The 12,771-nt window shown below is 36.6% G+C and carries 14 protein-coding genes; 9 read left to right on the top strand and 5 right to left on the bottom strand.

The genetic code is table 11. The annotated features are described in order from the left end of the window. The first annotated feature begins 15 nt into the window (after nucleotides 1–15). Nucleotides 16–834 (top strand): rhomboid family intramembrane serine protease, encoded by an 819-nt coding sequence (locus M900_RS17085; protein WP_021274172.1) that lies wholly within the window; start codon nucleotides 16–18, stop codon nucleotides 832–834. A gap of 122 nt (nucleotides 835–956) precedes the next feature. Then, a complete protein-coding gene (locus tag M900_RS06935; RefSeq protein ID WP_021274149.1) occupies nucleotides 957–1,253 on the top strand; it encodes a hypothetical protein in 297 nt (98 codons plus the stop codon). Nucleotides 1,254–1,285: 32 nt separating this feature from the next. Here M900_RS06935 and M900_RS17565 read toward each other — a convergent pair whose 3' ends face one another. Continuing rightward, a complete protein-coding gene (locus M900_RS17565; protein WP_198295962.1) occupies nucleotides 1,286–2,554 on the bottom strand; it encodes a pseudouridine synthase in 1,269 nt (422 codons plus the stop codon). Nucleotides 2,555–2,593: 39 nt separating this feature from the next. Between M900_RS17565 and M900_RS06925 the strand changes: the two genes are divergently transcribed. After that, the gene (locus tag M900_RS06925) at nucleotides 2,594–3,295 is read left to right on the top strand and encodes an ABC transporter substrate-binding protein (protein WP_157680578.1); all 702 of its coding nucleotides are present in this window, start codon (nucleotides 2,594–2,596) and stop codon (nucleotides 3,293–3,295) included. On the opposite strand, the gene argS is transcribed toward M900_RS06925, so the two are convergent. Continuing rightward, complete coding sequence (argS, locus tag M900_RS06920; protein WP_021274046.1) at nucleotides 3,296–5,050, bottom strand: arginine--tRNA ligase; 1,755 nt, start codon at nucleotides 5,048–5,050, stop codon at nucleotides 3,296–3,298. Nucleotides 5,051–5,124: 74 nt separating this feature from the next. Here argS and M900_RS06915 point away from each other — a divergent pair, with 74 nt between their 5' ends. Continuing rightward, on the top strand, nucleotides 5,125–5,415 hold the full coding sequence (locus M900_RS06915; protein WP_021274132.1) for a hypothetical protein: 291 nt from the start codon (nucleotides 5,125–5,127) through the stop codon (nucleotides 5,413–5,415). A gap of 10 nt (nucleotides 5,416–5,425) precedes the next feature. Here M900_RS06915 and M900_RS06910 read toward each other — a convergent pair whose 3' ends face one another. Beyond that, on the bottom strand, nucleotides 5,426–5,863 hold the full coding sequence (locus M900_RS06910; RefSeq protein ID WP_021274073.1) for a GNAT family N-acetyltransferase: 438 nt from the start codon (nucleotides 5,861–5,863) through the stop codon (nucleotides 5,426–5,428). 253 nt (nucleotides 5,864–6,116) lie between these two features. Continuing rightward, complete coding sequence (locus tag M900_RS06905) at nucleotides 6,117–6,704, bottom strand: hypothetical protein (RefSeq protein WP_021274237.1); 588 nt, start codon at nucleotides 6,702–6,704, stop codon at nucleotides 6,117–6,119. Nucleotides 6,705–6,789: 85 nt separating this feature from the next. Between M900_RS06905 and M900_RS06900 the strand changes: the two genes are divergently transcribed. The 5 genes from M900_RS06900 to M900_RS17080 all read left to right on the top strand — a co-directional run bounded on the left by M900_RS06900 (nucleotide 6,790) and on the right by M900_RS17080 (nucleotide 11,888). Beyond that, nucleotides 6,790–9,018, top strand: coding sequence for a toprim domain-containing protein (locus tag M900_RS06900; RefSeq protein ID WP_021274097.1), 2,229 nt, complete (start codon nucleotides 6,790–6,792; stop codon nucleotides 9,016–9,018). An 18-nt stretch (nucleotides 9,019–9,036) separates the two neighbouring features. Continuing rightward, nucleotides 9,037–10,497 carry a DNA gyrase subunit A gene (locus M900_RS06895; protein ID WP_021274299.1) on the top strand — a complete coding sequence of 487 codons (1,461 nt, stop codon included), beginning with the start codon at nucleotides 9,037–9,039 and terminating at the stop codon, nucleotides 10,495–10,497. A 71-nt stretch (nucleotides 10,498–10,568) separates the two neighbouring features. Further along, entirely contained in the window at nucleotides 10,569–10,952 is a 384-nt protein-coding gene (locus tag M900_RS06890) for a response regulator (protein ID WP_021274236.1), read from the top strand. A gap of 102 nt (nucleotides 10,953–11,054) precedes the next feature. Then, complete coding sequence (locus M900_RS17915) at nucleotides 11,055–11,453, top strand: integration host factor subunit alpha (protein WP_084703531.1); 399 nt, start codon at nucleotides 11,055–11,057, stop codon at nucleotides 11,451–11,453. Nucleotides 11,454–11,456: 3 nt separating this feature from the next. Continuing rightward, entirely contained in the window at nucleotides 11,457–11,888 is a 432-nt protein-coding gene (locus tag M900_RS17080; RefSeq protein ID WP_021274220.1) for a MerR family transcriptional regulator, read from the top strand. On the opposite strand, the gene M900_RS17075 is transcribed toward M900_RS17080, so the two are convergent. Next, nucleotides 11,847–12,755 (bottom strand): polyprenyl synthetase family protein, encoded by a 909-nt coding sequence (locus tag M900_RS17075; protein ID WP_021274283.1) that lies wholly within the window; start codon nucleotides 12,753–12,755, stop codon nucleotides 11,847–11,849. The genes M900_RS17080 and M900_RS17075 overlap by 42 nt on opposite strands. Nucleotides 12,756–12,771 lie beyond the last annotated feature (16 nt).

Here is a 12,771-nt window from a genome sequence, read left to right as displayed (position 1 = left end):
TATTGGAGATAAAGTTTGGATAGTACTGATAAAAAAATTATATATGGTTCCCTTGCTGACTATAAAATAGCTGAGTCCGCGTGTCGGGAAATGGCTAAAATCGGTGTTACTGTTGATATCGAAACAGATGAGTCAGGTATGCACCATCTTTATGTGACTGATGAAAAAGACCTCCCTGTAGCCGTTGATCATTTTAGAGTTTTAATTGGAGTAAAAAAACCAATTGAAATTGATCCTGAATGGGAAAAAATCCAGAAGCTTCCAATGGGGAATTTTACTTTTTCAATTCTTATCGTTTGTATTCTTATTTACTTTTTTGGCTACTTTATGGAGTACGCTGATGTCTATAATATGCTTATGTTTGGTCCTCCACAAAAAGAACTGACATTTGTCTTAATTGAGGCCGGTCAGCTATGGAGACTTATGACTCCTGCACTAATTCACTTTGGTTTTATGCATATTCTCTTTAATCTCATGTGGTGGAAGGACCTTGGAAATATTCTGGAAAATACTAAGGGCCCTTTCTTTCTTTTGCTTTTTTTGGTCTCAAGTTCCGCTTTCTCAAATTTTTTTCAGGCCTTCTTTGCAGGACCTAACTTTGGTGGTCTCTCTGGTGTTGTTTATGCGCTACTTGGATATCTATGGATTTATTCAAGAGTGAATAAAGAGAGTGAATTTTCACTTCCAAAAAGGGATGTTGTTCTAATGATTGGTTGGTTCTTTCTTTGCTTATTCGATGTCTTCTCATTTTCTGCTGCAAACTGGGCACACGGTGCAGGGCTTGTCTTTGGTATGGGAACAGGGCTGGTATTGGGACTAAAAGATCGTAATTAATTGAAATTTATTAGGTAAAAAGCTATCTTGTAGGAAATACATAGTTATATTTAGGCTCTTTTCGTTTCATTTCAATAGTGATATTTCTCCAAGCAATTAAAAGAATTACTTAGGGGACATAAATGAAAAATTTATTGAAATTGATTTTTACAGTGGCTTTAATCTCTTCTGCTTCTTTTGCAGATCAGTGTAGAGATGAAGTTGAAACTCAAGCACAGTATATTCTTGCTGATGATCTTGGAGTTAGCATTGAAGAAGTTACAAATGAGTATCAAATGACTTCAACAAAAACTCAAGAGCTTCAAGATGGTGTTGAGAAGTATGAATTCTTATTCAATACATACTCTGGTGTTTTCAAGTACTACGTAGATGTTGATGCAAAGTGTGATGTTGTTGCGTACGAACAAACAACACTTTAAAATATATATAAGGCCTCTCTAAGAGGCCTTTTTTATTTCTTTAAATCTATTTTCTTATACTCACCAGGTTTTAAATTTCCAATTTTTAAATGATCAATTGCTGCTCTAATAAGTCTTAGCGTGGGATGATTTATTGCTGCTGTCATTCTTCTCACTTGGCGATTCCTGCCTTCGGTGATTTTGATTTCAAGCCAGCATGTTGGAATATTTGCACGCTCCCTAATTGGGGGATCACGAGGTTCAACGTTGAGTTCTTTTAGAATTCGAACTTTGCAAGGTCTGGTTTTCTTTCCTTGAATTAGCACACCTTTTCTAAGTTTTTCCAGAGAGCTTTCACTTGGAATATTTTCAACCTGGACGTGGTATGTTTTTTCTTTGTTATAGTTTGGTGAGGCCATCTCATCGATAAGCTTTCCATCATTAGTTAGAAGAAGAAGGCCTTCGCTATCTTTGTCGAGTCTTCCTGCTGCGTATACTCCTGCTGGTAAGTTATAGTCACCGAGGCAAAGCTCATTTTCATTTTGTTTTGTAAACTGGCAAAGAACATTGAATGGCTTATTAAAAAGTATATATTGTAGATTGTTGTCATTTGCTTTTTGACCAAGAGAATCCAATGAAAAAGGTGCATCACATTTAATTGAAATTTCTTGATTAGATATTTTATCAAAGAAACTTAGCTCTTTACAATGAAGGAGTTGTCCATTTGTTGCATAATTCGTGTTCTTAATATCATCACCGTAGAGAGTATCTCCAAGGATTGGAAAACCTTCGGTCGCGCTTTGGATACGGATCTGGTGCATACGACCTGTGATTAAGTTAAATTCAACAATACTTAAGCTCTGTTTACTTTGAATAAGTTTGTATTCAAGAATGGCCTTCTGTCCACCTGAGCGAACAACTACCATTTTTTCAATTCGACCAACTTTCTCTTTTTTTAGAAAGTGATGTAATTCTCCTACGCTATGCTTTGGCTTTCCAAGGCAAATTGCCTGGTACTTCTTTGTGCCTAGATGCTTTGAGAAAATATCACTGAGTATAGGATTTGCACGTTTTGATTTTGCAAAGATGACGATACCTGAGGTGTCAACATCAAGGCGATGATGAAGAGCAAGGTAGGGATCTTCATTGATTTTATCTCTTTGCTTGATAAATGATTTTAGTGCATCAAAGAGATTTGAACGTGATTTATCGACTGTACTATGAACTGGCCAGCCCGCTTTCTTGTTAACTGCGATATAATCTTCGCTTTCAAAGAGAATATCATTGATGTCTAGTCTGATTTGTAAATTTTTTCTTTTCATAAATTTTGTTTTTACTTTCATTTCAAGTATAATGAATAGGTGCATTTATACAAATATATTCTGATATTTTTAAGTTTTTCAGTCATGGCCGTTGAAGGTGTGACCTGTGGTTTGTCTACAGGGTATCCACCGTATCAATACGTTGAAAACGGAGTACCCCATGGTATTGATGCTGAGATTATTAAATTATACAACCTTAAGTTTGATACAGATATTGGGATTACTCAAAATAACTGGGATGCATTGGTTAGTTCATTCTACTTTCGAGGTGAGCCGGTTTGTCTTATGGGAATGGAGATAACGGAAAAGAGAGATCAGCGCTTCGCTTTTTCTGAAGTTCTCTATTATCGTGAATCTGTTCTTTTTGTTCTAAGTTCTTCAAAAATTTCTTCATTTACTGACTTGAAAGACAAAGTAATAAGTGGAGATAAGGACTCGAGGCTAGACAACTTTTTAAAGGCCCATGAAGAATTTGATATTCGATTAAAGTACTTTCAAACTAAAGAAAAAGCTTTTCAAAATTTGATTTCAGGAAAAGTTTCCGGTGTTATTGCTCCCTTGCGTGTAGGAAAATACTTATTGAAGAATAAGTCTTCCTACTCCATTATTCGTGCGGGAGAGACAATGAAGAGTCCCGTTGCTGTAGCCTTCAAAAAGGGAGACAAGCGAATCGAAGAAATGAATAGAAATATTAAAACTCTCATCACAGACGAGAGCTTCAAAAAAATTATTAATCCTTAATTACATTCTATTTGGACATTCAATACCAAGAAGCGCCAGACCTTGCTTCATCACAGAGGCCGTTGCTTTTGAAAGGGCCAATCTTGCTTTCTTTGTCTCTGGTTCAGCACTACTGATTGGACAATCCGCATAGAAGCTATTGTAAACTTTTCCAAGTTCAAAAAGGTAAGTTGTTACAACATTTGTCTTATTTTGTTCGTGTGACTTAAATGCAATATCGTTAAAGAAGCTAAGTTTTTGCATCAGAGTGAATTCAGTCTCTGCTTGTAGAGTAGAGTAGTCGACACTGTCAACTTCGTTATATCCTTGCTTGGCAAGAAGTGAGTTAATACGAGCATAAACGTACTGAAGGTAAGGACCTGTATCACCGTCGAGTTTTAACCACTCGTTCATATCAAATACGATTTTACGGTTATTATCCATCTTCACCATTCCATACTTGATGGCACCACTTGCAATTTGCTTTGCCGTTGTTTCTATTTCTTCTTGGCTCCACTCACCAGTATACTTATCAAGGTAGTTTGTCTTGATCGAAGTTTGCATATTACTAATAAGATCACTTAGGGCAACGATATTTCCTTTACGTGAACTCATTGCTCCATCAGTTAATTCAACCATCTCATATGGAAGGTGGTAGCAGTCTTTTGCTTGGTCAAATCCAATATGCTCAAGCACCTTGAAAACTTGCTTGAAGTGGAATGCCTGACGTGAGTCGACGATATAAATATTTTTAATAACTTTAAATTCTTCAAACTTCTTAATCGCAAGTGCAACGTCTTTAGTTGCATAAAGCCCAGTTCCATCTCTCTTAATAAGAATGCAAAAGCCAAGCTTATCTTCTTCGAGATTCATTCCAATTGCGCCGTCGTCTTTAACAAATAGACCTTTCTCATAATATTCTTGGCACAGTTTTAGTGAAGGTGCATCCATCTCTGACTCAAAGAACCAGCGATCAAACTTAACATCGGCCCAATCATAAGTTTTTTGCATGAGATCAAGCGACCACTGTCTTGTTTCAGTCCATAGGTCGAAAAACTCACCACTACCTGCGTGAAGCTGCTTCAAAATCTCTGTCAGTTGCGCACGGTTCTCGTCTTCTTTTTCCGTACCAAGTTGATCTTCAAGCATAAGGTTTGCCGTCGAGTACATACGGCCAAGCCATTCACCTTTTCCGGTCTCAGGAATTGCTTCTTTGTTATGATATTTCAAATACCAAAGACATTTTGCAACGTGAGTTCCCGAGTCTCCAGGGTAAGTAACAGGAACGACATCTTGGTTACAATACTGCTTAATATGAACAAGCGCGTTTCCAAGACAAAGATTTCTCATATGTCCTACGTGTAGCTCTTTATGTGTATTTGGCTGAGAGTATTCGATCATCGTTTTTGGTCGATCATTTGTAAGTGTGCGCGTGAAAAATTCCCCTGAATTGATGTCACTTAGTAGGTATTCCCCAAATGCTTTTGCTGTTAGCTTGAAGTTTACATATGGACCTTGAAGAATCACTTCACTTACAAATTCTGAAGTTTCAATTTTCTCTTTCAATTCGACAGCAATCTTAACCGGCGCATTCTTTAAGTCTTTTGAAAGAAGAAAACATGGAAAAGCGAAGTGACCCATTTTTAAATTTGGTGGTTCTGTGATGCTATTGTAAATTGAAAGCTCATCGACCTGATACTCCGGGTGAGTTTGCTTCACAGCATTCACGATAAGGTTTTTAAGTTCATTTAAAATTTTATTGTGCATCACAGTCATTTTTATTCCGCTTTGTTAAAAAGAGATTATCTGAGCTATAATATTAGAAAAAGCATCAATTGTTGAGTAAAAACATGATTTTCCTACTATTTAGCTTCTTCACTTTTGGCGATGAATTTGAGTATTACAAGCGTAATATTGAAGAGGTTCAACTAAACCAAAAATATCGTCGCGGAGAGTACCTCGTTTACGACTGTGAGTATAAGCACTTTGCCTGTATAAATAGGGATTCTCTAGTGAATTGTAAGTTACCAAGCTGCCTGAATATCAGAAAATATAGCAATCAGCCCGAGTGCTTTCAGGCCCAAGAAGCTGGAATGCAAAAATCAAGAACTGATCGTTATTGTAAGCCAATAGACAACTAAAGGTGATGGCCTACGCAATCACCTTTGACATTAGAATATGTGGTCCCACATCTGGAATTTCAAAAATTTCTCCAAATGATTCAAAACCAAGTTTCTCATAGAATGGTCGTGCTTCTACTCGTGCATTACACCATACAAGATTACAGAAATTCTGCTTAATAATTGGAAAAGCAACTTTTAAAAGTTCTCTACTGAATCCCTTTCTTTGGAATTCTTCAAGTGTTGCCATTCCACGGAGTTGAAAGTGATTCTCACCCTCGAATAATGGATTTTTTTCATAATAAAGTGACGCTACTGATACAAGACGTCCTTCAACAAAAGCACCTAGGTGTATCGTCTGTTCGTCGTCATCTCCTTCGAAGATGCACGTCTCAAATTCACGTCCAGGTCTTAAGATTTTATGTCTTATTGGGTACGTATCTCTCGCACTGATTTGTTTAACTTCCAAGTTTGTTCTCCCGTGTTCCTAGTTTTTAACAGAGTGGTTACAAAAAGTCATTTATTAACTGCGAACTGACACTTAGGGGAGATATTCACAATCTCTGAACTGCCCCACAGCAATGGTGTTATATATTTTGGAAACGGGGATGCCGTAAGGGGCTTCTCGTACTTAAACTGAACAGTAAACAACAGTGACGGTTAACTTGTTAAAATTGAGGAGCAAAGAACCTAGGTCAACACCATTGGAAGGGGGCAGTTTATCAGAGCTGAGTAGAGACTCTAAAGAGATTTTTCATGGCAAGTTCGCCGATTGTTTCACTAAAAATCTCAAAAACTGAATCAGGTATCTTTGAGGCCTTTCCTTTCCAGTGGGAATTTGCGTAGAAGTAGCAGCCTTTTGGGGTTTGAGTGACTTCGATTGTTCCAAGTAGGCCCTTGAGAAATCCTTTATCAAAAGAGAATTGGTACTTACCAGGTTTGGTAATGCGTTCAATTTTGAAATGAAGTGACATTGGGAAGGGCATGAGGCTAGAGTCGAGAAAGAGATAAATTTCTCCTTTTTTGTCTGAATATCCTGAAAGTTTCACGATATCGAGGTACTCATGGAACTTCTCGTAGCGTGAGAGTTTTTTTAGTGCAGAGCTGCACTTGTTCGGATGGATGCCGTGAATTTGATAATCAAGACTTTGAATTCCCTTGTCTGAATTTACTACTGCTTTGCGATATATCTTCCCGTCTTGAATAATTTTTCCAATTTTTTCATCGATACTTTGAAGGTCCTTTGCATAAAGGATTTGAGTAAAAATTAGGGTAATAAAAAGTTGTATAATTTTAGTAAGATAACGCATTGTCTCTTTTCAGTACTCGGGACCATGCCCTATGCTTAGTTGTAAAATGATTTTACCACGACTATCTAGACAGGGGAAATAAACAATGGGACGCATTGAGTCAGTTAAGAGAAAAGGAAAGGCTACTGACGCTGTTATTGAAAGTAAGGACCAGAGATGGCACTGCCGAAACCGTATTACCCTGGTTTTTGGAAGTAATGATATTGAAGAGTTGGAAACATATACGTATGAAGAACACAGCGTAAAGTTTCAAACTGTAAAATTCCACCAGGCAAAAAGTAAGGCCATCGAAGAAATTCTAGATAACTGTATTGATGAATATTATAGAGGTCACGTTACTGAGATTCACACATTTCTAAGTGAAGATCAGAAAATGGTGACAATTGAAGATAATGGAATTGGTTTTCCACTGGATAAAATTCCACAAGTTTACTCTGAATTCAGGACAGGATCGAAGTTCAAAGACGAAGAGACCGATGAGAAAGGCTTTCTTCATCGAACACTTGGGCAAAATGGTCTTGGTGCTGCGGCAACATGTTTAACGGCCGATGAGTTCAAAGTAACAGTTAAGCACTATAATTCCAAGAAAGAGCAAACAGTTACTTTCATTGATGGTGCTCTTCAAGCGAAGAAGACAAAGGCAAAAGTTTTTGAGGGACATTCTGGCGTTAAAGTTTCAGTAGTTCTTTCAAAAGAAGTTTATAAAGACAATAAAATTGATATTGATCTTTTAAGAAAGAGAATTATTGACCTTGCGTACAATAACCCAGGTCTTGCGTTCTATTTTAATGGTGAGAAGTACCATTATACAAAGGGTCTTTACGAGCTTGCTCAAAGAGTTGATGAGAAGAACGCGCAACACTTTGGTGATGATGTTATTGTTTATGAAACAGAGAATTCGAAAGGTAAAAAAGTAAAAGGGAAAATTGATATTTCACTTTCTTTTACAATAGATAAATCGAGTGAGGAAAGAGAGAGATTTATTTCTTTTGTTAACTCGACACCTACTTATGATGGTGGTTTTCACCATGATAAAATTAAGCGTGTTTTTATCAATTCAATCAAAGATAAGTTAGAGAGACAGGCGAAAAAAGATAAAATTAAGCTTGTTGATAACGATATTCTGACAGGGATTACATTTGTTCTTGGTATTACGATGCCAAATCCACGTTTTGAATCTCAAACGAAGAGAAAGCTCGTACGTGATGCTCAGTTAGAAAAAGTTATTGATGACTTTATGACAAAGCATGTAGATAAATTTATCAGAAAGAATAAAGATTATCTTGATATTATTATTGAAAGAGCAAAATCTCGTCATAAGTATCAAGACTTGAAAGACGCGGCTTCGAAGGCGCGTAAGCAAAAGAAACAAAGAGTTGAAAAACTTCTTGATGCCAACGAGAGAAAGAGGAGAGATCTTTGTACATTATTTATCTGTGAAGGGGATTCGGCTATTGGTGGTCTTCGTTCTTCGAGAAATAAGCTGTATCAAGGTGGTATCGCTCTTCGTGGGAAGCCGATGAATGTTGCTCAGGCAACAATTAAAGATATTCTTGCTAATCAAGAATTCTTAGACATTATGTCTTCAGTTGGCCTTGTGCTTGGACAAGAGGCAGATCCTAAACAGATGCGTTTTGCAAATATTGTATTTCTTGCTGACTCTGATGTTGACGGTGGTCACATTAATACACTTTTAACTAACTTCTTTTTTCAATTTTGGCCTGAGCTTTACACGATGGGTGCAATTCAGATTGCAAAGGCACCTCTTTTTGAAGTTGTGACAGATAAGAAGACTCACTATTTTGAAAGTGATGTTGAGTTAGAGAAGTTTAAAGAGTCTACCGCCGAAAAAATTAAAGAGATCTATAGAAACAAGGGACTTGGTGAAATGTCTCCAGAGGCGTGGAAGTGGGTTCTTAGTAAAGAAAAGTATACTAAGATTGAAATCGAAAGCTCTTCTAAAGCTAAGCAGATGTTAAATATTTGTTTTGGAAAGGATGCAAGTCTTCGTAAAGAACTTCTCATGGATATTAATGAAGGTGAGGCAACATCAGTAACACGTGGGAAGACAAATGAAGAGACTTCTGCTCACGGTGATTACAATTCTGGCTCAGATAAGCCAAAGAAGACAACTTCTTCCGCAATTAAAGCGCCGGCTAAGAAAGCAACATCAAAGAAGGCCCCTGCAAAAAAGGCTCCTGCGAGTAAAGCTACAACAAAGAAAGTTGCAAAGAAAGTAAAAGAGACAAAGCCTTCTAAGTCTGCAAAGAATAAGAAGGGAGTTCTTGCTGACATGGTAAATTACGTAGATTAGTTTTTAGGAAAATAAAAAATGAAAAATGAAACATATCTTCACTCTTTAGAATCAATTTCTCTTTCAGATATCGTGAGAGAGGAATATAGAACGTATCAAATCTATACACTGATGGATCGTGCGATTCCATATCTACAGGATGGTTTAAAGCCAGGTCAGAGAAGAATTCTTTACACTCTTTGGAAAAATCAATCAAAGGGGTTAATGAAAGTTTCCTCTGCTACCGGTCTTGTTCTAACTCTTCACCCTCACGGACCAGCTTCTGTTGAGTCGGCAATTGTTAATATGGCACAGGATTACACTTTTTCTAATAACTATCCTTTAATTGATAAGAAAGGATACTTTGGGGAGAGAATGGAAACTCAAGCTGCTGCTTCAAGGTATATTGAATGTAAGCTTGGTAAGGTTTCTGATATTTTACTTTTCGATGATATGAACCAAGTCGAAATGATTCCTAATTATGATGAAAGGACAATGGAGCCAGTTGCTCTTCTTCCAAAGCTTCCACTGATGCTTCTGAATGGGGCAGAGGGGATTGGGACAGGTTTCTCTTCAACAATTCCAAGTTTTAATCACAAAGATATCGTTAAATCGATGATCTCTTATGTTGAAACAGGGAAAGCGAAGAAACTTAAGCCTTTTGTTCATGACTATTCTCTTCCTATCGAAGTTGATAAGTCGGGAAGACTTATATTTGAAATGGGATTTGAGAAAATTGATGGAAGTATCGTTATCACTGAAGTTCCTCGTGGATATGATTCGACAAAGATTTATAAGCACTTAAACAAGTTTATTGAGGATGGATACTTAAAAGACTTCATTGACTCGAGTGTTGATAATAAAATTAGTATTGAACTTCTTTTCAAAAAAGGTGAAACGCCAACTCTTGAAGAGGTCAAAAAAACAATTGGAACAACATCTACTCAGGTTCCAAATTATACTCTTATTAGTGAGAGAGGGGTTAGGATCTTTGATTACGCGGAGTCAATTATCGAAATCTTCACTCAACAACGTCTTGAAGTTGTAAAAAGAAGATATGAGCTTCTTTGTGAGGAACTTACAAATAAGATAACTCAGAATAATGAGATTATTAAATTCATTAAAAATAAAGAATACGAAGTTGCGACTAAGTCGAAAAACAGAAAGTCTTTTGTTGAATACCTTCAAAAGAAAAAATATGTTTATGCTGACTACCTTGCAGATATGCCAATCTATCGTATGACTAAAGAAGAAGTTGAAAAAAGACAGCTTCTAATCAAAGAAGATACTGCTAAGCTTAAAGAGTATACAAAAATTGCTCAGAGTAAGAAGCTTATTGAGAAAAAACTTATCGAAGAACTTGAAGATGTTAGTGAAAAGCTAACGGCTTGGAGAGCTGCAAAAGATAAGGAAAGAGAAAAGCTCATTAAGAAGATTGAAAAAGAGCAAGAAAAGCTTGGTAAGAAAAAAGCCCAAAAGGCTCTCAAGAAAAAGAAATGATGCATTGACAATAAAACTATTTATCTACGATAATGAATAGGTAAATAGTTTTTAATGTCGCTGGAGCTTAAATGAGTAAGGTTTTAAACGTTATCGTTGTTGACGATGAGCATGCGGTTGAAATGTTGTTCAAAGCTTTTTTTGAATCTGAAATCGAAAATGCCGATTTAAAAATTACTTATTTTGATTTGGCGACAAAGTGTCTCTCTTCTCTCGCGAAAAATTCAGAAGTCGATTTAATTTTATCTGACATTAATATGCCGGAGATGAATGGATTTGAATTTTTAGATGAGTTAAGGGAAAAATATTCTCATGTCCCTGTGTATATGATGAGTGCATATGGCAGTGATGATTATATATCAAAAGCGTTGGACAAAGGTGCTAGAGGCTTCTTTGTGAAACCATTCGACTTTGATGAGATAAAAAAATTGGTAGAGAATATCAGTCAGATATAAAAAAAATTGCCTCTGTAATTTTTTTTTGTAAACAAATGATTTTCCTGCTAACCTATTAATATAAAAAGGTTCTTATTAGTTTCATGGAGGAAAATAATGAGCTTGACCAAAGCGGATATTGTAGAGAGAGTTTATAAAGAAGCAGGTTTTTCTAAAAAAGAAGCTGCCGACCTTGTAGACCTAGTATTTAAGGTAATTAAAGACACGTTAGCTCGTGGAGAGAAAGTTAAAATCTCAGGATTTGGTAACTTTTCAATTCGTGACAAATCAACTCGTGTTGGGCGTAATCCACAAACTGGTGAAGCGATGGAAATCTCTGCAAGAAGAGTATTAACATTTAAACCTTCACAAGTATTAAAAGAAGACGTTACTAATCGTTTTGGTCACAGAATTAGCGATGATGGTAAGGAAGATACTTCACTAAGTGTAAGTGATGGTATTCCAAAAGCATTAAGCTCTTTCATGAACAATATTGATGAAAGTTTAGACTTGGATGATTAATAAATGCAATCAGAAATAAGAATTCCTAATAAATCACTATTCAAGCTAGATGAAGTTTGCTCAATAACTGGTGTGAAGCCATATGTTTTGAGATTTTGGGAAACTGAATTCGAAGAGATATCTCCGATGGTTTCATCAACTGGTCAAAAATTATTTGAGCATAAAGACATCGAATCTATTTTGATGGTGAAGGAATTGTTATTTAATCAAAAGTTAACGATTGAGCAGGCAAAAAATAGTCTGAAAGATTCATTAAGTCATATCGTTACACACCTTGAGACTGACGATCAACTTCAGGCACAAGATCTATCAAGACCACAACTAAAAATGGAACTTGATGGACGCGACCTTAAGAAATTGGTTGATGCAAAAGATGCTATGTCTAAAATTCTTTTAAGAGCAAAGACGATCAAGGGTAAGCATAATTGGGCGTAGATCCGTATTTATGTGACCTTCAATGATATTTTCAGACCCATTAATTTGGGTCTTTATTTTTTCTAAGTAACTTGCATAAGTTTTTCTCAGGTTCTTACTCTCATATTTATTAAAAAATTTCTCGATACCAATTAGGGATTGATTTAGTTCCTCTGCACATTGCTTCGTAAAGCGAGGCCATGGATTTACTTCATTCTCGTGCTCACTTAAAACTTCATCTGTTAACTCACATAGATCGTCTAAGATCTGAAAGGCAACTCCCATGTGATAACCAAGACGGTGCAGGTCTTTTAGCTTCTTCGTGTCTTTGAAGCCTTCCTGGGCCAAAATTGGAGCAACTAGACACACTTGAATTAGTCTTGCTGTCTTTAATTTATGAGTTAATACGAGGTCATTAAAACTTTCAGTCATGACGCCAGAGAGATCAAGTGCCTGACCTAGAATGAGGCCTTTTGGTCCAAGTGCCCACGATGCATAACGAAGTACTGCTCCAAGATTGTGACCTTGAATGCGTGATAGAATTCCATAACTGGCATTTAGTAGGCCATCTCCACTTAGAAGTGCTTGCCACTGGCCAAACTGCTTGTGTGTTGATGGACGTCCACGTCTCATGTCATCGTCATCCATACAGGGCATATCATCGTGGATGAGTGTATAGGTGTGGTGAACTTCAGTGAATGAAGCAATAAGAGCGCTATTATTATTAAACTCACCAAAGAAGTCATTACTTACTGACCAAACCATAAGTGGACGAAAAAGTTTTCCAGCTGGGAAGAGTGAGTAAATATAGGGATCACTAAAAAAATTGTCGTAGATTTCTTTATTGATATGTTGTTTAAGATTCTTATTTAGTTGTTCTGTTGGCATACAAACTTTTCTTATA

The sequence above is a fragment of the Bacteriovorax sp. Seq25_V genome (assembly GCF_000447795.1).
Classification (GTDB): Bacteria; Bdellovibrionota; Bacteriovoracia; order Bacteriovoracales; family Bacteriovoracaceae; genus Halobacteriovorax_A.
Note: the sequence above shows the minus strand (reverse complement) of the source record. Positions and strands in the feature narration are given on the sequence as shown.